This is a genomic window from Pseudomonas sp. P867 (genome assembly GCF_019891455.1).
Classification (GTDB): Bacteria; Pseudomonadota; Gammaproteobacteria; order Pseudomonadales; family Pseudomonadaceae; genus Aquipseudomonas; species Aquipseudomonas synxantha_A.
In genome coordinates this window covers 81,603-101,997 of sequence record NZ_JAFLXB010000011.1, presented here as the reverse complement: position 1 = coordinate 101,997, position 20,395 = coordinate 81,603, and the positions used below count along the sequence as shown (strand labels likewise).

Genomic DNA, 20,395 nt, shown 5'->3' with positions numbered 1-20,395 from the left:
GACAACATGAGCGATATTCATGCAGAACCCTGACATGCTCTAAATCGGCACAGGTTTGCTATGATTCACGCCCTCCGTAATGCCTGACCAGAGTAGTCCCATGCCCGATCGTAGCGCTCGCCTGCAAGCCCTTCACAAAGCCCTCAAGGACCGTATCCTGATCCTCGACGGTGGCATGGGCACGATGATCCAGAGCTATAAGCTTGAGGAGCAGGACTACCGAGGCAAACGCTTCGCCGACTGGCCAAGCGACGTGAAGGGCAACAACGACCTGCTGGTCCTCACTCGTCCCGACGTGATCGGCGGAATCGAGAAGGCCTACCTGGACGCCGGCGCCGACATCCTTGAAACCAACACCTTCAACGCCACGCGGATCTCCATGGCCGACTATGGCATGGAAGAGCTGGCCTATGAATTGAACGTGGAAGGCGCCCGCCTGGCGCGCAAGGTGGCCGACGCCAAAACCCATGAGAACCCGGCCAAGCCGCGTTTTGTCGCCGGTGTACTGGGCCCGACCAGCCGTACCTGCTCACTGTCCCCGGACGTGAACAACCCTGGCTACCGCAACGTGACTTTCGACGAACTGGTGGAAAACTACACCGAGGCCACCAAGGGCCTGATCGAAGGCGGTGCCGACCTGATCCTGATCGAAACCATCTTCGATACCCTCAACGCCAAGGCGGCGATCTTCGCCGTGCAAGGCGTGTTCGAAGAACTGAATATCGAACTGCCGATCATGATCTCCGGCACCATCACCGATGCCTCCGGCCGTACCCTGTCGGGCCAGACCACCGAAGCGTTCTGGAACTCCGTGGCCCACGCCAAGCCGATCTCGGTCGGTTTGAACTGCGCTCTGGGCGCAAGCGAGCTGCGCCCCTACCTGGAGGAGTTGTCGAACAAAGCCAACACCCACGTTTCGGCGCACCCCAACGCCGGCCTGCCCAACGAATTCGGCGAGTACGACGAACTGCCGTCACAAACCGCCAAGGTCATCGAAGAGTTCGCCCAGAGCGGTTTCCTGAATATCGTCGGCGGCTGCTGCGGCACCACACCGGGCCATATCGAAGCCATTGCCAAGGCCGTTGCCGGTTATGCGCCGCGCCCGATCCCGGACATTCCCAAAGCCTGCCGCCTGTCTGGCCTGGAGCCGTTCACCATCGATCGCAGCTCGTTGTTCGTCAACGTCGGCGAGCGTACCAACATTACCGGCTCGGCCAAGTTCGCTCGGCTGATCCGCGAAGACAACTACACCGAAGCCCTGGAAGTCGCCCTGCAGCAGGTGGAAGCCGGCGCCCAGGTGATCGACATCAACATGGATGAAGGCATGTTGGATTCGAAGAAGGCCATGGTCACCTTCCTCAATCTGATTGCCGGAGAGCCGGACATCTCCCGTGTGCCGATCATGATCGACTCCTCCAAGTGGGAAGTGATCGAAGCCGGCCTCAAATGCATCCAGGGCAAGGGCATCGTCAACTCCATCAGCATGAAGGAAGGCGTCGAGCAGTTCATTCATCACGCCAAACTGTGCAAGCGTTACGGCGCTGCGGTAGTGGTGATGGCCTTCGACGAAGCCGGGCAGGCCGACACCGAAGCGCGTAAAAAAGAGATCTGCAAACGCTCCTACGACATTCTGGTGAATGAAGTCGGCTTCCCGCCGGAAGACATCATCTTCGACCCGAATATCTTCGCCGTCGCCACCGGTATCGAGGAGCACAACAATTACGCCGTCGATTTCATCAACGCCTGTGCCTACATCCGCGACGAACTGCCGTATGCGCTGACCTCCGGCGGCGTATCCAACGTGTCATTCTCGTTCCGCGGCAACAACCCGGTGCGTGAGGCGATCCACTCGGTGTTCCTGCTGTATGCGATCCGCAACGGCCTGACCATGGGTATCGTCAACGCCGGCCAGTTGGAGATCTACGACCAGATCCCGGTCGAGCTGCGTGACGCCGTGGAAGACGTGGTGCTTAACCGCACGCCGGAAGGCACCGACGCCCTGCTGGCGATTGCCGACAAGTACAAAGGCGACGGCAGCGTCAAGGAAGCCGAGACCGAGGAATGGCGTGGCTGGGACGTCAACAAGCGTCTGGAACATGCGCTGGTCAAGGGCATCACCACGCATATCGTCGAAGACACCGAAGAGTCGCGCCTGTCGTTCGCACGTCCGATCGAAGTGATCGAAGGCCCGCTGATGTCCGGCATGAACATCGTCGGCGACCTGTTCGGCGCCGGCAAAATGTTCCTGCCCCAGGTGGTGAAATCCGCCCGCGTAATGAAGCAGGCCGTGGCCCACTTGATCCCGTTTATCGAGCTGGAAAAAGGCGACAAGCCGGAGGCCAAGGGCAAGATCCTGATGGCCACGGTCAAAGGCGACGTGCATGACATCGGCAAGAACATCGTCGGCGTGGTGCTCGGGTGCAACGGCTATGACATCGTGGATTTGGGTGTAATGGTGCCTGCCGAGAAGATCCTGCAGGTGGCCAAGGAGCAGAAGTGCGACATCATCGGCCTGTCCGGCCTGATCACGCCGTCCCTGGATGAAATGGTGCATGTGGCCCGCGAGATGCAGCGCCAGGACTTCCACCTGCCGTTGATGATCGGTGGCGCGACCACCTCCAAGGCGCACACGGCAGTGAAAATCGAGCCCAAGTACAGCAATGACGCCGTGATCTACGTGACCGACGCCTCGCGCGCCGTGGGTGTGGCCACGCAGTTGCTGTCCAAGGAACTGAAGGCCGGTTTCGTCGAGAAAACCCGCCTGGAATATATCGACGTGCGTGAACGCACCTCCAACCGCAGTGCGCGTACCGAACGCCTGAGCTACCCGGCGGCCATCGCCAAGAAGCCGCAGTTCGACTGGAGCAGCTACACCCCGGTCAAACCGACCTTTACCGGCGCCAAGGTGCTGGACAATATCGACCTCAACGTCCTGGCCGAGTACATCGACTGGACGCCGTTCTTTATCTCCTGGGACCTGGCCGGCAAGTTCCCGCGCATCCTCGAAGACGAGGTGGTCGGTGAAGCCGCCACTGCGCTGTACGCCGATGCCCAGGAAATGCTCAAGAAGCTGATCGACGAGAAACTCATCAGCGCCCGCGCGGTGTTCGGTTTCTGGCCGACCAATCAGGTGCAGGACGATGACCTGGAAGTCTACGGCGACGACGGCCAGCCCATCGCCAAACTGCATCACCTGCGCCAACAAATCATCAAGACCGACGGCAAGCCGAATTTTTCCCTGGCCGACTTCGTCGCGCCCAAGGACAGCGGCGTGACCGACTACATCGGTGGTTTCATCACCACCGCCGGCATCGGTGCCGAGGAAGTGGCCAAGGCTTACCAGGACGCTGGCGACGACTACAACTCGATCATGGTCAAGGCCCTCGCCGACCGCCTGGCCGAAGCCTGCGCCGAATGGCTGCACCAGCAAGTGCGCAAAGAACACTGGGGCTATGCCAAGGATGAACAACTGGACAACGAGGCGCTGATCAAGGAGCAGTACAGCGGCATCCGCCCTGCCCCCGGCTACCCGGCGTGCCCGGATCACACCGAGAAAGCCCAGCTGTTCCAACTGCTGGACCCCGAGGCCCGTGAAATGCACGCCGGGCGCAGCGGCGTGTTCCTCACCGAGCACTACGCCATGTTCCCGGCAGCAGCAGTCAGCGGCTGGTACTTCGCCCACCCGCAGGCGCAGTACTTTGCCGTGGGCAAGGTCGACAAGGACCAGGTCGCCAGCTACACCGCGCGCAAAGGCCAGGACCTCAGCGTGACGGAGCGCTGGCTGGCGCCGAACCTGGGGTATGACAACTGAGGTTAAACCCCGACCACCCGGTTCGGCGCTCTTAAATTGCCGCTTCAGGGACGCCAGGACGGACCGGGCTGGGGTGACGACGGAGCGGGCGTGGCAGGTTCCATGCCCGATAACCGTTGTATCTCCGCCCGGGACAGCTCCATGCGTTTCTGAGTACGGGCGGCGGCCCGTTCGATCTCCAACTGGCCTATGGCTTGCTCATAGCGCGCCATGCTCTGGGCATCGCCCCGATCACTGTGCGCGTCCTCCAAGGCTTCATAACGGCGTGCCAGTTCGTCCTCAAGGGCCTCGAACTGTTCGGCGTAACGCTCATCCAGATAACGCAACCAGTACTCACGTTGAATCAGGCTTTCGACAAACGCATCGGTACTTTCAGTTGCCAGGATTTGTGCGCGTAACTGTGCCTGTAGCTCGGCATTGATCGGGTTTGCGAACGCCATGTAGGTCGGCTGCCCAGGCAGCTCCAGGCCGTCGGGCCAGCCGCGGGTCAAGCCGATCCGGTAACTCAAGCGCACCTCGGCCCGGTCCATGCCCACCGCGGCGGCTTCTGCGAGTTGATCGGCCCTGCTCAACCGAAACAACTGCCGCGACAGGTTCAGCAGCGCCCGGCCCCTGAGGTCGAGCCGCTGCTGTGGGATATCGCGCAAGGCGCGGTATTCGAACACCCGCACTTCCATCTCACTGAACGTGAGGATGCGGCCATCGATACAGGTGCCATGGGTTTCGGCTTCGATGAACAGGGTACCGCGCAACTCGGCATTTTCTGCGGCCCCCGCGATAACGCCCCATACCCGTTGCGTGAGGCTTGGACGATTGAGGTTGAATTCCGAGGTCAGGCGCAACAGCGAAATGAGGTGGAAAAACCGATCATGATCCTGCGCCTGTGCCAGTTGATTCCACAGCGCTGTTCGTTGTGTCGCCAACTCCGCTGAGGTATCGGCCAACCAGGGGTCAAGTGCCGGCTGCGCGGTATTTTGCAGCGGGTTTTCAATGCTCTCAGCCGGCAGGTAGCCGGCGTCCGGATCACTATCATCGTCGTCAGAACCAGAGCCCGAATCAGCATCGGAGTCGGAGTCCGGGTCCGACTCAGTGTCGGACCCGCCATAATTGCGACGATGGGCGCGGTCGAGTTCTGCTCGCGAAAAGCCCATGACCTCATTGGCCTCATGCGCCTCGGCGTAATTGCGCATTTGTTCAAGGGCTTGCGCGGTCAGGTTATGGTTATCGGACAGGTCCGTACCTGACACCAAGCCGTCGTGCGCGCCTTCGAGTAGAGACTGCGGGAAGGACACCAGCGCATTGCCGCTCAGGTTCAGCCGGGTCAGGTGCTGCGACTCCAACGCACCCTCGGGCCAGCTTGCGATGTCGTTGTAGCTCACGTCCAGTGTCTCCAGGCGACTGAAGTCCCGCATATCAAAGGCCTGCAGGTTGTTATGATTCAGGTCCAACCAACGCAAGCGCTCACTGCGCAATCGAGCAGGCAACGACGGCGCTTGCGTGAAGGCATTGTAGGCCAGTTCCAGACGTTCAAGCTGCTCCATGCGTTGAACGGCTTCGGGCAGTGCTGTCAGCTCGTTACCGCTGAGTATCAACCGGTTCAATGGGACAAAGGCGGCTAAAAACCCGTTGCTGCCTTGCGCAGTGAGCTTGACCCCCGTCAGATTGAGGCTGCGCACATGGGTAAACGGCACGGAGAGCGCGGGAAAATCACCAGGTTGGGTCGCCTGCAAGCTCAACGTCTCGACCTCGCCAGCCGGGCGCCCTTCTACCACAGCCCGAACCCAGGATTCGCGGATCGCCTGCGCGGGGGTTACTCGCTTCAGACTGTCGAGACTGTCGCCAAAAGCGCGCGCCTCGCGGGTAAACAACCAACCATTCAACTCACGCGTCAGCACGTCGTGGGTCTGATACCACCGAGCGACCTGCGTATCTATTTGCAGGTCGCTCAGCCCCGTCTCGCGCAGTTGCCTGACCCTGGCCATGGCTTGCTCTTGCGTCAAGAGCGGGCTTAACGCCCTTATCGCATTTTCCGGAACCCCCTCAAAGTGTCCACTACCCGATGGCAAGGGCAGCAAATAGTGCGCTACCGAACCTGCGGTGTGCTTCGGGGGAAACACCAGGGGTTCCTGATCCAGCGCAAACCGACTCAACGCTCCCTCAGGCAATCCTTTGGTCGTCTCGACCCGACGCCGCGCTGCATTGAGTACCGTCGTGCCTTCGACGCTCAACGGGTTGCCTGCCAACTCAGTGCGCATCAACACATCTGAATCATCAAGCGCGAGCGGTGCAAGGCTCGTCAACTGATTGTCACGTAAGTCCAGGCAAGCCAATTGCGCGAGGTGTTCAGCACCTTGCGGCCATTCCCGTAGCATCGATTCGCGCAGGTTCAGCGCCGTCAGGCGGGTCAGTGCGCTGACGTCGAGGGTGCCCAGCCGGTTATATTGCAGGCTCAGCACTTGCAGCCTGTTCAACCCATTGAATTGAGCCTGTACTGCCGGGGTCACTGCGATCTGGTTGTCGGACAAGTCCAGGTGTGTCAATTCCGGCAGGATGTCCGCACTGATCGGTACCTCAGTGAGGCGACTGAAGCGCAGTTCAAGGCTTTGCGTTCCGGCGAACGCCTGGATGAAACCACTGAGCTGATCAGGCGGCACATCCTCCAGCCAATTCACCTTTAACGTTTTGACATGCGAAAAGGTACCGGCCGGCAACACTGGCAATTCGCGGATTTTTTCAGCGACCAGGGGATTGGTCGGCGACATCTTTGGATCCGGCAGTTCAAACATCGAAATATCGATATCGGTCGGCAGGCCATAGCGTTGGCATACCGCCCCGCGCCAGCTTTTCTTCAGCAACGCCAGGATGCTTGCATTCTGCCCGTCCCTCCAGCGCACCCGGAGTACGGGGACCAAAGAGGGTTCGTAGAACGGCTTGAAAATGCCGAGGTGTTCTTCACGCAGCGCTTGCACGGCGTTCATCCGCGTTTGTGGCGTGTTCCACAGGCCCATGACCACGTCCGTCATTCGACGGCCGACAGGGACCTCGCCCATCAGCAGGCTCAGTTCTCCGCGCGCAAAGCCTCTGACCATTTCGTCCAGGTTCGCCAGGTGTGGCCCGAACGACCCCGCATAATTCCTGACGTGCTCATAGGCTGGCTTGAAGTCTTCATAGCTGAACGTCGACCAGTCCAGCGATAACCCGCTCCATAACCGCTCGTACCCGCTATAGAGCTCGGCAGGCAACGTGGCAATGGCGGTCTGGGCCAGATCCAGTCGCTCCAGAAGCGGCAGTTTCTGCACATAGGCGGGCCATTGCATTGGCACGTTGGGCGCCACGATCTTCAAGCGTTTCAAGCGTTGCAAGGGGCTTAAATCCAGGCCGTTGAGGACGTGGCCGTCGTAGGCGAAATAACCGAGCTCCAGGTGTTCAAGGCCGGCCAGTGCCGTCAATTGCGACGATAACTGCGCGGTCAACTGATGTGCATCGAAGCTGACTGCCAAATGTTTGAGCCCTGTGAACTGTGCCAACACCTGGGGCACGCGGGTCAACTTCGGGCTGGCATCCGTGGTTTCTACGGTTGGGAAATAGGGCGGCCGCAAGGTCAGTTTTTCGAGAGAGGGAAACTGGCTCAGAAACCCATCGATATTGGTGTCATGCAGGGCCGTACCGAGAACAGATAGTTCACGCACGTATGAAAAGTTCGCCGTCAATGAAGGCAACGGTTCATTGAGGGTCAACGCCAAGGCATCGGCACTCGGCACTTTCCCGGCCAACCAAGAACGGCCCCAGCTACGCTTGAGCGCTTCCCCGGCGAGGAAATTGCTCTGACGATTGGCTACCGACGAGCGATTGACCCAATGATTGAGCGCGTCATGCAGCGCCTGGCGCTCTTCAAACAGTGCTTTCAACCTGCTGACGATTGCTCGGCCATCGTTCCCCGCCCGTACCAGCTCAAGGAAAAACGCATTGATCTGCACCTCATCCAGATCCGGATAGATTATGCGCACCTGATGAGCCAGCAGCGGGCTCACACTCGGCCCCCGCCCACTGGCCTGATAACCTATCAGCGTGTCGTTGATGCGCACCGGCGGCTTGAACCTGGGCACTTTTGGCTCCAGCCACGCCGAGGCCTCCAGACGATGCGCATCGGCTTGCTCGATCAGTTTGCGTTGCAACACGGCGTGTTGGCTGACCTGCGGCACTCCCAGGCTCTGGCGCGCCTCATCGGGCAAGGCATGCATCAGCGAGGCGAAAAAGTTGTCGCCCTCCGGTGCCAGACTGTTGAGTGCTTCGCCCCGCTCATCGAACGCCTGGTAGCTGGGGCCGTGCTTGACCAAGTATTTTTTCTGCGCCGCGGTGGGCGCACCAATGCTGTCGATCAGCGTGCCACGCGTGTGGGTGCTGCGCACTTCCAGGCGCAACGTATCCGGCCAGCCCGGCAGCGTTTGAAGGGCATGCAGCGCCAGCCGTCGGCTGTCGGCCGCGGCAATCGTCTCGCTACGCAGCCCGGCGTAGGCTCGGGCCAACCGTCCTTGTCGCGCATACCAGCGAGCTTCCTCGAGCATGTTCAAGGGTACGCGCGCGGTGGCGGCTAGCCGTTCAAGCTCATCGACACGGGCGTGGTCGAGCACCGTTTGCGCTGCCGCCTTGCTGAGCCCCGGACAAGTGCGTTGCAGCAGGCTGATACGCTTGTCCAGCGGCTCGGTGCCGCCGTAGATACTGTCGAAAATCGCCGGCCTGCGCTGGCGCGCATAGTCGGCCAGTCGCTGGTTGAACCTCGCCTTGCGCGCGTCGAGGCTGCCTGGGCCGTCGGTGCCGAGCAACTGCACCCGCTCTGAATCGTCCAACGCCAATAGAATCCGCGCAGGCACTTCGCCGCCGAGAATATCGCTGCGCCCCACCTTGATCGGCAGCGCTGCGCGCCCACCTTTAAACGAGCGGTGAGCACCATACTTGACCGACTGGCCGAAGGTACCGGCCCCCTCGAACACTTCCAGTACGCGCCCTCGCGGCCAACCGGGCATTTCAACGATCAACGGCAGCGCATACAGGTACAGGTCATCAATATCACGGGTACCCTCTAGTTGCTCGATCACCCGTGACACATCTGCATCCGCCTTGAACAGGCGCAGCGTATCAATCAGCTCGGGCGGCGCAAGCGTATGGTCCATATGCATCTTGCGCAGCGTGTTGTCGCTGACGCCGCTGACATCGGCGATCTTGAGCAACTCCTGGTCAGTGAATACCTCGGTTTGATGCCCCATGCGCCGCAACAGCGTCAACCGATCCCACTCCAGCGGGCGCTCCAGGGTATGCCGCCAGGCGCCGTGACCGTTGTGCTCAAGCACCGGTTGGTAGGCCTGGGGGTCGGAGGGGTGCTTGATCCGCCACTTCTGAATTGACTCGTCAAAGTATTGCTCGTAAACCTGAGGGCCTTGGCGGATATAGGTCCTGCCCTCTTTCACATACTGCCCTTGGGCGTTGGGGTAGGCGGCGCGGTCCAGGGTCACGGGGTGTTCATAACCACTCAGGCTCGGCTTCCACAAGCGTACCTGGCCATCGGGCCGCTTAACCTCGCTCAGTGCCTCGATCACCGGCTCGGCCTTGGCCGCTCGCCAGCGACTGACGCCCGCCCCCACACCGGCCATCACGGCGATCTGTGCCAGGTTATCGGCCACGTCAATCAAGTGCGCCTTTGCCGCCTGGCGGTCACCTTCGCCCCATTCAATCGCACCTTCCAGGGTTTCATAGAGCAACTGCCCGGCCATCACCCCCATCATGACCTCGCCCAGCACCGGTACGAACATCGACACCATGTTCAACCCCAGCATGCCGATTTCCAGCAGGTGCGCCAGTTTGGCGTCACGGGCCTTGGCATCCACGTCCGCGGTGGGCACGGCATGGGCCCGTGCATCTGCGATTACCTGCTCGCGGTGTTGCTCGTAGAAGTACTGCCAAGGGTCGATGTTCGCCGCCCAGATCCCTTTACCGCGCCGCGTGCGCGTTGAGGGATCAAGGAAAGGGTCGGGGTTGGGTTCAAGCTTGGCAGGCGCCTCGGGCGGCAACTCCTTGATGCCGGTGATGAAGTGCGGCGTGGTGAAATCCAGCAATTTCTTCCACGGTGAGCGCCAGATGTCGGTGGGTGAGTCGGCTGCTTTCTGGGTGAACTGGCTGAAGTAGTAGGGCCGCTTGTCGTAGGGCACGAAGCGACTGAAAAACTGCTGGTACGGCGTCGGCGAGGGATCATTGGCCTTGGCCGGGTCGCGGGCGGTGAACAGGCGCTTGAATTCAGCCTGCATTTGCCGCCAGCGGTAGCGCTTGAGCGGATGCTCAGGGTCCTGGGGCACATAGATGATCAGCTCGTCCGGGTAGCTGTATTTCTTGCAGATCGAGAACACCATGCAGCCGGTCATACGCAGCCGCATCAGGCCCAGGGTCCTGAACCAGACCTGCTTGTCGCCCATCCAGGGATGAATTTCACCCTCGATCACCGACAGCAGCATGCGGTGATCGGCCGGCTCGATATCGCCGGTCAACAGTGCCTGCTCGGCGGCGGCCCTGACGGCGGCCTTCTGATTGGCGATGAACTGGTCACGCAGGGTGACTTGCGCGCTGGCGTCTTCGGGGTAGAAAAATGATTGCAGGTAGGCCTGGTATTTGGCGCCGATATTGAGGTTTCGACACAGCGTCAAAAACTCACTGACCTTCAGGTTGATCGCCACCGAGTGGTAGGTGCCGGAGGTGCCGGTGGCTTGCATGAACCCGGAGGTCTTGTGGTAAGCGCCCTCCTTGCACTCGTAGGCCTCAAAGTTGTGCAAGGCCGCTTCCAGCAGGGGCAGTTTCAAGAACTCGAAATCCCCCGCCTCGACTTCGGCAATCCCCACCGCCAGCGGGCGGCGCAGGCACAACAGGGTTTTGTCGACATCGAGGTCCAGTCGGTACTGATCCTTCAGGGCTGTGAGCAGCAAGGGCCGGGCGAAGTCGTCGATGCCCTGGAAGGAGGCCATCGTCTTGTCCAGTTGCGTCTGGGTGGTGAGGTTGGCAAGAAAACGGCCGGTCACCTCATTGCGTTGCTCAGGCGTGGCGTTCGCGAGCCACGCTGGCATGACCGTGCTGGCGTCCTTGAGCGCCTGCTTGCGGGCCGGCGTCGCGCTGATCAGCCAATCAGGACTGCTGCGCTCCAGGAAGTCACCGTGCAGGCTTTGGGTGGCGTTGAGCTTTTTCACCGGCTCAGGTACGTCGTTGGTTGGCACGCCCGGCGAAGAAAGCTGGGATGAAGAGTCCATCGTGTCACTCCTTTGAAATGGACTGACAGCACATCACGGCGCCCGCTAGGCCAGGCGGTGCATATATGACGTCGTGCGCGTTCGGGGCGGGGCGCCGGCAGTGGTATTCCTGTACCGCCTGCGGGGTCACCACATTCGATTTCCTGTCGCTTCTCTCAAACAGGTAAAAGGATTTCATCATGCCCACCCCGAGCACCCCCACGACCCTGAGCCAACTGCCCGCCCAGGCCATCCATGCGCATTTCGCTACGCGCCCGGCCTTGTATTCCGTGGTGTTCAATACCCTGCGCGACCGTATCCTGGAGCGCTATCCGTCGCTCAAGCTGGACTTGGCTACCGTCAAGCTGGCCATCCCGCACCCCGATGGGGTGTACACCTACCGGTCGTTGATGGAAGTTGCCATCGCCCATGTGCTCAACCCACAGCTGCTCGACCTGCAGCCAAAACGCGAGCTGGCGTACTACTTGACGCAACAGATCCCCACGATCCTCAAGCCTGATGCCGCGCCGCTGATCGACATGCAGGCAATCGCAAGCATCATTGATGAACTGCCCGAATCGATTCACCTGTATTTCCAGGCTGCGCTGGCCGACTACTGGAGCGAAACCGACAGCCATGGCAGCAGCCGTTGGCAGTGGCTGGGCGAATTTCTCAACGGCCGGATGACGGCAATAGCCGCCAGCCAATCGAGCTTGAACCCGACCCAGCGGGACATGCTCAGGGTCGTCGCTACCTGGCCGGTGCAAGCCGAGCGCCTACCCCAATCCTCACCCGCCACCTATGTTTATTTGATTGAGAACACATTCACCCATGCCGGCGAACAGGTCAGCCTGCTAACCCCCGACCTGCTGCTGGTGCGCGACAAGCAGGTGCTGCTGTACAGCGTGGCCGGGGATATCCAGGCGTTTGACGGCCTCGATGACTTCGGTGTTGCCTGGGGAGCCAGGATGCAGGCGCGCTTCCAGTTCGACAGCCTTACGTGGCGGCGCAACGAACCGGACGGCAATGTGTTCGAGCAACAGGCCGGCCTGATCCTCAATCAGCAACTGGAAGATCTGGCGACGTTGAAATTTCAGGGCCAGGACGAAAGAACGCTTGAACGACGCCTGGGAAAACTCACCGATCCGGCGCTGCTGTTTACCCAGGTGCCGACAGCCGCTGAGCCGACCTTGCAAAAGGTCAATGAGCAACTGCCGCCATGGCTCGCCCAGGCCAGCGCCACCGACCGTTTTGCCTACCATCGCCACGTACAGGACATGGCGCAGGTGCTGCAACGCAACCAGGGCCGCTCGTTCAACGAGGGCATTGAAAACATCTACGGTTTCAGCCGCGCCGCGCTGCGCAAGCAGATGCAAGCCGATCATGGCGACTGCGACCCTGACGAAGTGGTGCTGGACTTTGCCGTGGCCGCCGGTTATCCAGGCGGCGCCGGTATTATCGAGCATGTGCGCATGTCGCTGACGGAGTTGGCGCTGAAGAACCTGGCCGGCAAACCTAAAGGCACACTGACGCTCTCAGCCAAAGGCTCCCAGGCGCTGCCGACCTGGCTGGACGAAGACTACCTGCTGGGCAGTACCGGGCTGATCCAGCGTGTCGATATCGGCGCCACCTATCCACAAACAATCAAAGACACCTTGTTGTCCGACACGGTTGACGCGCGCCGCCGGGAAACCCTGTTTACCCGCGAACTCAAGGTCAAGCTGCCGATGCAGGCACTGGAATACAAGATTCGCGGGCAGCATGGCGTCACCGTCACCGGTTATCGCTACGTCAAAGCGTTGATGGGTGAAATGCCCTCGGACCGAATCGTCGACGAACAGGAGATTGTTCTGCGCCCATTGGCCCTGTGCCGCAAGCCCGGGGCCGCACCGGATGAAGTCAACAACGCGTTCATTATCGAGCCGCGTGATACGAGTGTCGGCCCGCACCTGCTGTACCAGCCGCTGTATGCCGAGGCCCTGCATGAATACCCGACCCGCCAGGCCTTGCTCGACGCACTGGCCGCGCCCGGTGCGTTGCAAGACACGGTGCTGGCGTGGCTGAGCGACACGGCCCGCCCCATCTATGACCATGGCGGCATCAAGGAACCGCACATCATTCGTTTCCTGCCCGGGGATGAATTCAGCATCCCTGAAAAGCCAGCACCTGCGACGCTCGCCGTCGATGAAGGCGCGGGCGAATGGCTGCAATCGCAAGTCAACGGTCAACTGCTCAATCATCTGTTCGGCAGCACGGCACGGGCCTTGGTCGACCTGGCGGACCGCGAGTCGGTGTCCAACCACGAAAGCCGCTGGGCCGTCGTGATGGAAGGCGCGTGGTTGCTGTTCAATACCCTACTGTTACCGCTGGTACAGGGCCCGGCCATGCTGGCTGGTTGGTTCATGGTGCTGGTCAGCAGCCTGGAGCAGGATCTGGCCGGCCTGGACAGCAACGATCCCACCACCCGTGAGCTGGCCCTGATCGATCTTTTGCTCAACACCGCCATGGTGCTGCTGCACGCCACTGCCCCTTCCGATCGGTCTCGACAGCCGTTGTCGGAGCCCTCCGCGCAGGAGCATGCCCTGCACCTGGAAACGTGGCACCGCTCGGCGGGACTGCCCGCTGCGCAAGAAGCGCCCATAGTGCGCCATGGCCCAGTATCGCTGCCCGGTGAACCACCGGCGACCGGCCACACGGCCCTGGACTTCGGTCACTCGATTGCCAGCCCTCAAGCCGGCGCGAAGTTGCTCAAGGCGCTGCTCGATGTGCAAGTTCCGTGGCCCACTCCGCTACCCTCCCCTCTAACACACGGTGTTCTCAAAGGGCTGTACTGGATTGACGGCAAGTGGCACGCCAGCATCGGCGGGTTGTTGTTTCAGGCGAACGTGGTGCCGGGTTTCAACGAGGTCTATCTGGTGCATCCGGACCATCCCCAGCATCCCGGCTTCAAGCTGGTCAGCGATGACCAAGGGCATTGGCGGCTGGACCGGCGTGCCAGGCTGGAGGGTGGCATGCCCAGGGACAGCTTGAGTGGGTGGAAGTCAAAGCGTGACCAGCGTATTCGCACGTTAAAACAAGAATTTGACGCGCTCTTGATAGAGATGAATTCAGAAGTGATCTCTACCGCTGTGTTGGAGTCCATCTTGAATACGACCCGCGCCAATCTGGCCGACCAGGCGACACTTCTGAGAAAGGACTGGCTACTCCTCGGCACCTCAGCCAGCATCCCGCAGCTTCACGCCCAGGTCGCCAGGCGCCACGCGGCCAGGCGAGTCGATACAGCACATGCCAGGGCCCAGTGGGAAACAGCACTCGACAACTACCAACAAAACGGCCGGACATTGATCCCTGTGATGCAACGAATCGAAGCCAAGGCCGATGAACTGATGCAAGCCGACCGCACAGATTCCACACGCAGGCAAACACGAGATAAGGCCACAAGAATCATCTATAGCTACTGGAGTTCGGTCTTTGCGTGTCTGGCGCAAAAAATGGCCGACACTCTGGTAAGCGACAACGGCGAAAACTCCGACGAGCTCGGTGAGCGCGCCAATCGAGAATTACCGGAAAACATCACCCATGCCTACGATGAGTACATAAACACCAAAAAGCGCCAAGTAGCGGCCCTCAATCAAATGATCGAGCCGGCAGAAAAGATCGAGACCTTCCTCAAGCAAGCCGACCCTGCACTGCGCCCATTACTGTTGGAAGGAGACCCTTCCGATCAAAACATCTCCTCAGTGGCGATCAAACAGCATGCACTGCTAGTGTTCACTGATTTGGTGTTCAATCGAACCCATCGCCCAATGGGGGTGATGGAGTTTCCGTTCATCCGTGTACTCCACGACCCCCAAATCGTCAGCATTGTGCTCGCACATACAGAAATGCGCACCACCTCAGGCTACTCGACGGTGGAGCAAATCAATGTCCTCAAGGGTGCCCTTGAGCGCTATGAGCAACTGGAGAATGCCGTTAAGTCGTTGTACGAAATGAACTCCGGTTTCGTGCGGGAGGCTTATCGCGTGTCGTACCTGGAACACCTGGGTGAGGCACGTTCAAGCCTTGAGGCGCAACTGGCCAACTTGATCCTCGTTGAAGAAAAGATTGCCCCCAGGCCGGCTCTCGACAAAACCAAACGACAAAAATCCACCACCCGGCGGGTGATCAAAACCGCAGACAAGAAGAGTCTGGTGGGCGACATGCGTACGCACCAGCCCAATGAACCGGGCAATTATGTCGACATTGCCGACCCACTCACCGGCGCAATCATCGCCTCTTACCACGAACATCCCAGCGAAGGCGTTTGGAAAATCGTCAAGCCCGAGAGTGTGCCGGCAAAAACGCCCGCGCCTGTGGTTCGCTCATTGAAAAGAATCAAAGCGGATGCACAAACCATCGAAAACGAGCGAACCAGTATCAATGAACGTATTAGCTTCCAACAGCGCAAACTCCAGGAGCCCAGTCAACGCGAGACAGTCAACCCCAGGGATTGGGAGGAGATGCTGAGTCAACATGCGGCAAAATTTTCAGCATTGGCCAAGGAGCTTGAGAGCGCGACTGGCGAAGAAGCCGCTGCCCTGCGCAAGCGCTACGATGACGCGGCAAAAGCTGCCTCTAAACAGGCTCACAAGGTGTGCGCAGAAGGGTATCTGTTACAGCGCCCCAAAGCCTACAAGGTCGATTATTTACACACACATGGTTTTGTTGATATCAACCTGGTGAAGAAAAAAAAACGTATTCCACTGAAGGCCGGTGACTTTCTCACCGAATATGTCATACGTGACAAACGTAAAATCAAACCAGGAATAAAGTGGGAGGAAGCTAACCTGTGGTACGCGCACTTCCATTACACCTCCGTCGACTCTCCCGTCTCACCGCCTAATTACGGCCACCTGAAGACCCCAGCAGAACGCCTGTTTACGCGCAAAGAACTGATGGAGCGGGACAAGGCCAATAACCGCGTCGTGATCTATCTGGATGACGCACGGATCGATGCGCCGCTTGATCAGAAGCTGTTCCTGCACCTGGAGGTGTACGGTCGTTCTTGATCGTTTCCACTCGTGGGAACGATCAAGAAGCAGGGTTCAGAGGGCTGATACAAGCCAGCCGCGTGCTGCCCAATTGTCTATGCTCTGTAAGACAGCCTTGCGCACGAGGGTTTTATGAACGATCCAGCCAACAACAAGCCGCCAACCTTCTGGCAAATGCTCCACAGCGTCCTGGCAGCGGCCTTTGGTGTTCAGAGCGGCAAGAACCGCACCCGTGACTTTACCCACGGCAAGCCCAGCCACTTTGTGATCCTGGGCCTGCTTTTCACGGCGGTATTTGCCTTGACGTTGTTCGGCATCGTCAAGCTTGTGCTGCACTTGGCCGGGGTTTAACGCAGCAGTAATTGCAGGCTGAACGGGTACCGGTAGGATGCCGGTTTGCCTACGGCCGACAGTGCGCGAAAATCCACCGACGGCGTCGACGCCTGCAACTGTCGCGCCTGGTCGGCATCGATCAGTTGGAACAATGCTTGTTGACGGTCGCGCGTGCCGGTCGCGCCGATATCGATACCCTTGGCATGGTCATTGATCAACACCATCGCCCATCCGCCCAAAGTGAAGTGCCCTGCCACCAAGGTACTCAGGCGCCCATCCAAGCGTGCCCTGAGGATTTCTGGCGAGCTATTGAGCGCACTGAACAACACGTCTTTACCCGGCACCCGCCCGCTGTCTTGCAGGGCCTGCATGGCACCCAGTGCCATTTCATCATTGGCCGACCACACCAATGCGGCCTGCGGGTAGCGTTTGAATAACAGTGTGGCCTGCTCAAAGGCACGCTGGCGGTTCCACTCACCGTAGACAAGCTGACGCAGACGCACTTGGGGGTGCTCGGCCAACGCACGGCGCAAACCTTTTTCACGCAACTGCGCAGCCGGGGTGTTCTTGGCTCCGGAAAACGCCAACAGCTCAAGGGATGCCCCTGGCGCGAGCGGGGCATGGTTGCCTAGCAGGTCGATGAGCATCAGGTAACCGGCCTGCTCATCGTCGGCCACCAGGCTGCCGATCCACTCAGCGTCTTTATGGGCATCCAGCAATTGCACCTGATCGCCGGTCAGTGCGTTATTCACAATCAGTAGCTTGACCCCACTGCCCCGGGCCATGCGCAAGATCGGCGGGGCTACATATTGCTCATTGACCAGCACCAGATAGTCGGGCCGCTGACTGCCTTGCAGCGTCTCACGGGCTTGTGCCAGGGTGTTATCGGCATTCCGCTCGGAATAGCGCACGCGCAAATCCAGGCCGAGGTCCTTGGCGGCGGCCTGCATGAATTGCGCATAACTGACCCAAAAGGTTTCCGTGGACGAGCCTGGGTTAAGAAAAACCACCGACGCCGCCCGGGCCATCGCCCCGTACGTCGATCCTGCTAACCACATACACGTAATCAGAACCTTCAACATGGTTGTTTCGAGCCTGGAATATTGATCGCCATAATAGTGGCAATGCGACAGCAAATCGAGGCTCAGTCAACGCTCTTTTACTGGTGGCTGACCCAGAACACGGCCGTCCCGACCACCAAGATGATCAGGAACAGAATGGCCCAAGCATCCACGGTACTGTCAGGTTTACGGGCTTTGGTGGAATTGCTCATTGCATCGCCTCTTGTCAGTTTTATAGGTGACGGCACCAAGACTCGACCACAGTAAAGACCAGAGTTGCCCCTATGACAAATGTGGGTATGGCGATAACAGTTCTCATTAGTCAGTTTGGTTATTTACATATACCCAAACATCACTTTTGCGCATATACGCAAACTGGTATCGTGCGCCGGCTCCGTTGGGAGTGCGCGGCCGTGCGCGCAGATTTGCCGAGAACAGGACCTATATGTACGTATACGACGAATACGATCAGCGCATCATCGAGGACCGCGTCAAGCAGTTCCGTGATCAGACCCGACGCTACTTAGCAGGTGAACTGAGCGAAGAAGAGTTCCGCCCTCTGCGCCTGCAAAATGGCCTTTATGTTCAGCGCTTTGCGCCGATGCTGCGGGTCGCCGTGCCCTATGGCCAGCTGACTTCGCGCCAGACGCGAATGATGGCCAGGATTGCCCGCGACTTCGACAAAGGCTATGCCCACATCAGTACCCGCCAGAATGTGCAGTTCAACTGGCCGGCCCTGGAAGACGTGCCGGACATCCTGGCTGAACTGGCCACTGTGCAAATGCACGCCATTCAGACCAGCGGTAACTGCCTGCGCAACGTGACCACCGATCAGTTTGCCGGCGTCGCTGCCGACGAGTTGATCGACCCACGGCCGTGGTGCGAGATCGTGCGCCAGTGGACTACCTTCCACCCTGAGTTCGCCTACCTGCCGCGCAAGTTCAAGATCGCCATCAATGGCTCGACCTCGGACCGCGCCGCCATCGAAGTGCACGATATCGGCCTGGAGCCGGTGTACAACGCTGCCGGTGAGCTGGGTTTCCGCGTGCTGGTGGGTGGTGGATTGGGCCGTACCCCGGTGGTCGGCGCGTTCATCAACGAGTTCCTGCCGTGGCAGGACCTGCTGAGTTACCTCGACGCCATCCTGCGGGTCTACAACCGCTACGGCCGTCGTGACAACAAGTACAAAGCCCGGATCAAGATCCTGGTCAAAGCGCTGACCCCTGAGGTGTTTGCCCAGAAAGTCGATGCCGAAATGGAACACCTGCGCGGCGGCCAGACCACCCTGACCGAAGCCGAAGTGCACCGCGTCGCCAAGCATTTTGTCGATCCTGAATATAAAGCCCTGAGCAACCAGGACGCCGAACTGGCCGCCCTTGACCAGCAACACCCAGGTTTCGCCCGCTGGCGCACGCGCAACACCCTGGCGCACAAGAAGCCAGGCTATGTGGCGGTGACCCTGTCGCTCAAGCCCACCGGCGTTGCCCCAGGCGATATCACCGACAAGCAGCTGGACGCCGTTGCCGACCTGGCCGAGCGCTACAGCTTTGGCCAACTGCGTACCTCCCACGAGCAGAACATCATTCTTGCGGACGTCGAGCAAAGCCAGTTGTTCAGCCTGTGGGGCGAGTTGCGCGAAGGCGGTTTTGCCACGCCGAACATTGGCCTGTTGACCGACATCATCTGCTGCCCGGGCGGCGACTTCTGCTCCCTGGCCAACGCCAAGTCGATCCCGATTGCCGAATCCATCCAGCGCCGTTTCGACGACCTGGACTACCTGTTCGACATCGGCGAGCTGGACCTGAACATCTCCGGTTGCATGAACGCCTGTGGTCACCACCACGTCGGCCACATCGGCATCCTGGGCGTGGACAAGAAAGGCGAAGAATTCTACCAAGTGTCCCTGGGTGGCAGCGCCAGCCGCGATGCGAGCCTGGGCAAGATCCTTGGCCCATCCTTCGCCCAGGAAGCCATGCCCGAGGTGATCGGCAAGCTGATCGACGTCTACATCGAACAGCGCACCGAAGATGAACGTTTCATCGACACCTACCAGCGCATCGGCATCGACCTGTTCAAGGAGCGCGTCTATGCAGCGAATCATTAAGAACAACGAAGTCGTCGACGAAACCTGGCACCTGCTGCCCAAGGACGCGAGCTTCGACGGCATCTCCAACTGCGACGACCTGATCGTGCCGCTGGCCCTGTGGCGCGAACACGGCCACGCCCTCAAGGCCCGCGATGGCGGCCTGGGCGTGTGGCTGGACGCCGATGAAGAAGCCGAGGAAATCGGCGCCGACGTGGAACACTTCCAGGTCATCGCCCTGAACTTCCCGGCGTTCACCGATGGCCGCAACTACTCGAACGCCCGCCTGCTACGTGACCGTTATGGCTACAAGGGCGAACTGCGGGCGATTGGCGATGTGCTGCGTGACCAGTTGTTCTACCTGCACCGCTGCGGGTTCGATGCCTTCGCCTTGCGCGCCGACAAAGACCCGTACGAAGCGCTGGAAAGCCTCAAGGATTTCTCGGTGACCTATCAGGCGGCCACTGACGAGCCGCTGCCGCTGTTCCGTCGACGCTGAGTATCAAAATGTGGGAGGGGGCTTACCCCCGATGACGGAGTACCAGTCAACAGATTCGTTGCCTGATCCACCGCTATCGGGAGCAAGCCCCCTCCCACATTTGGTCCTGCTTGGCTCTGCAAATTTAGGTGGGCAGACCAAGGCCAACGTCGCCCCGTGCATTGCGCTGGTACGTGACCAGTGGTTCATCCCCCGGCGCCCCCGCCAATACCGCGTGGCCATGAAGCAATCTTCACACTATAGGGTGAGCATTCGCTGTAATCGAACTGTCCTCTACTGATCAGCAGTTTTTAACCTCACTGACGACTGGAGT

7 protein-coding genes are annotated in these 20,395 nt (G+C 59.9%); 5 read left to right on the top strand and 2 right to left on the bottom strand.

Going from position 1 to position 20,395, the window contains the following annotated elements; all coding sequences use genetic code 11:
• The first annotated feature begins 100 nt into the window (after positions 1-100).
• A complete protein-coding gene (gene metH, locus J1G33_RS20010) occupies positions 101-3,811 on the top strand; it encodes a methionine synthase (RefSeq protein WP_223018592.1) in 3,711 nt (1,236 codons plus the stop codon).
• A 44-nt stretch (positions 3,812-3,855) separates the two neighbouring features.
• Here the strand turns inward: metH and J1G33_RS20005 are convergent, their stop codons facing one another.
• Positions 3,856-11,097, bottom strand: a complete 7,242-nt coding sequence (locus J1G33_RS20005; RefSeq protein WP_223018591.1) for an NEL-type E3 ubiquitin ligase domain-containing protein — start codon at positions 11,095-11,097, stop codon at positions 3,856-3,858.
• A gap of 179 nt (positions 11,098-11,276) precedes the next feature.
• Here J1G33_RS20005 and J1G33_RS20000 point away from each other — a divergent pair, with 179 nt between their 5' ends.
• Positions 11,277-16,124 carry a DUF6543 domain-containing protein gene (locus tag J1G33_RS20000; protein WP_223018590.1) on the top strand — a complete coding sequence of 1,616 codons (4,848 nt, stop codon included), beginning with the start codon at positions 11,277-11,279 and terminating at the stop codon, positions 16,122-16,124.
• A 114-nt stretch (positions 16,125-16,238) separates the two neighbouring features.
• Positions 16,239-16,457, top strand: coding sequence for a DUF2970 domain-containing protein (locus tag J1G33_RS19995; protein WP_032875959.1), 219 nt, complete (start codon positions 16,239-16,241; stop codon positions 16,455-16,457).
• Here the strand turns inward: J1G33_RS19995 and J1G33_RS19990 are convergent.
• Positions 16,454-17,521, bottom strand: a complete 1,068-nt coding sequence (locus J1G33_RS19990) for an ABC transporter substrate-binding protein (protein WP_032875962.1) — start codon at positions 17,519-17,521, stop codon at positions 16,454-16,456. The two genes, J1G33_RS19995 and J1G33_RS19990, sit on opposite strands and share 4 nt — an antisense overlap.
• Positions 17,522-17,945: 424 nt before the next feature.
• On the opposite strand from J1G33_RS19990, the gene J1G33_RS19985 reads away from it, so the two are divergent.
• Together J1G33_RS19985 and J1G33_RS19980 are read left to right on the top strand one after the other, a co-directional pair.
• A complete protein-coding gene (locus J1G33_RS19985) occupies positions 17,946-19,604 on the top strand; it encodes a nitrite/sulfite reductase (RefSeq protein ID WP_122734705.1) in 1,659 nt (552 codons plus the stop codon).
• Positions 19,588-20,082 carry a DUF934 domain-containing protein gene (locus J1G33_RS19980; RefSeq protein WP_103734335.1) on the top strand — a complete coding sequence of 165 codons (495 nt, stop codon included), beginning with the start codon at positions 19,588-19,590 and terminating at the stop codon, positions 20,080-20,082. Before J1G33_RS19985 ends, J1G33_RS19980 begins: the two co-directional genes overlap by 17 nt.
• Positions 20,083-20,395: the final 313 nt, after the last annotated feature.

Excerpts from the sequence above, each read along its gene's own strand:
- metH (WP_223018592.1), top strand. The coding sequence starts at position 101 with ATGCCCGATCGTAGCGCTCGCCTGCAAGCCCTTCACAAAGCCCTCAAG.
- J1G33_RS20005 (WP_223018591.1), bottom strand. The coding sequence starts at position 11,097 with ATGGACTCTTCATCCCAGCTTTCTTCGCCGGGCGTGCCAACCAACGAC.
- J1G33_RS20000 (WP_223018590.1), top strand. The coding sequence starts at position 11,277 with ATGCCCACCCCGAGCACCCCCACGACCCTGAGCCAACTGCCCGCCCAG.
- J1G33_RS19995 (WP_032875959.1), top strand. The coding sequence starts at position 16,239 with ATGAACGATCCAGCCAACAACAAGCCGCCAACCTTCTGGCAAATGCTC.
- J1G33_RS19990 (WP_032875962.1), bottom strand. The coding sequence starts at position 17,521 with ATGTTGAAGGTTCTGATTACGTGTATGTGGTTAGCAGGATCGACGTAC.
- J1G33_RS19985 (WP_122734705.1), top strand. The coding sequence starts at position 17,946 with ATGTACGTATACGACGAATACGATCAGCGCATCATCGAGGACCGCGTC.
- J1G33_RS19980 (WP_103734335.1), top strand. The coding sequence starts at position 19,588 with ATGCAGCGAATCATTAAGAACAACGAAGTCGTCGACGAAACCTGGCAC.